Annotated in this window: 1 protein-coding gene; it reads left to right on the top strand. The window is 37.7% G+C overall.

The features are described from left to right. The first annotated feature begins 219 nt into the window (after positions 1 to 219). Complete coding sequence (locus GS399_RS20535; RefSeq protein ID WP_160846535.1) at positions 220 to 1,209, top strand: IS110 family RNA-guided transposase; 990 nt, start codon at positions 220 to 222, stop codon at positions 1,207 to 1,209. Positions 1,210 to 1,251 lie beyond the last annotated feature (42 nt).

The following is a 1,251-nucleotide window of genomic DNA, read 5'->3' as shown; positions in this document are numbered from 1 at the left end:
CGCGGCCTTTAGGTTTGTATTCTTAATTATTTTACAGATAAGTTTGTGGAAAGGAATGGGGTGAACTTACTCCGCGGCCAGGTTATTAAAAGACCTATTCTACGTATTAGTCCCCATTCCATCCACAAGTTGCCTAAGAACAATTTAGAATTTTAGACTTGCAGGTCAATTAAAGGTCTTAGTCCGGCAACTGTTTTTTGTAACCTTAAAAGCAAATTTATGAATTACACAGCATTCATTGGAATCGACGTTTCCAAACTTACTTTCGATGCATTCATTTGTGGCAAACATGTTAAGCAACAATTTGACAACAATGACAAGGGGTTCTCTGATTTTATGCACTGGTTGAAAAAACATCTTAGTGCTATTGAACTTAAAAGCGCATTAATATGCTTTGAACACACTGGAATTTATTCGCTTAGCCTGTCGTTATTTTTTCAGCAGCAATCTGTTTTATTTACCATTGTACCAGCATTGGACATCAAGCATTCAATAGGTACTACCAGGGGAAAAAGTGATCAGCTTGATGCCCAAAGAATTGCAGCGTATGCTTATGCGAAACGAGAAAAGCTTATCCCTACTAAGCTTGCACCAAAAGTAATCCTGCGTTTACAACCTCTTCTATCCTTACGCGACCAGTTGGTAACAGACAGGGCCAGGTATAAGTCAACCTGCAAAGAGCGTGAAGCGGTTTATAAACAAGATGGTTACTTCGAGCTTTTTACCACCTATCAGGATTTGATACAAGTGCTTAATGAGAAGATAAAAGCGATTGACCAGACAATTGAATACCTGCTTATCCATGATCCTGAAACAAAAACAATTTATAGTCTTATTACCAGTGTAAAAGGCATTGGTCCTTTAACAGCGGCATATCTGATCGTATATACACATAACTTTACGCGGTTTGATTGCTGGCGAAAGTTCGCATGTTATGCGGGTATTGCTCCCTTTCCACATACTTCGGGCACTTCTATAAAAAGCAAAACAAGGGTTTCACATCTGGCCAACAAACACATTAAAAGTTTACTTTTCCTTTGTGCTAATAATGCAGTGAAAACCGACCCGGAATTAAAAGCTTACTATCAAAAAAGAGTTAACGAGGGAAAAAGCAAAATGAGCACCTTGAATGTTATTAAAAATAAGCTTGTAGCTCGAGTTTTTGCAGTAGCTAAAAGGCAAACTCCTTTTATTATCAAAGCTGCTTAAAATTACTATTTATTTGCTTTTGTCTTAGAATACGTAGAGCGG

The organism is Hufsiella arboris (assembly GCF_009834875.1).
GTDB classification, from domain to species: Bacteria; Bacteroidota; Bacteroidia; order Sphingobacteriales; family Sphingobacteriaceae; genus Hufsiella_A; species Hufsiella_A arboris.
Note: the sequence above shows the minus strand (reverse complement) of the source record. Positions and strands in the feature narration are given on the sequence as shown.

What these genes read in the sequence shown, in the direction of transcription:
- GS399_RS20535 (WP_160846535.1), top strand. Translation starts at nt 220, where the DNA reads ATGAATTACACAGCATTCATTGGAATCGACGTTTCCAAACTTACTTTC.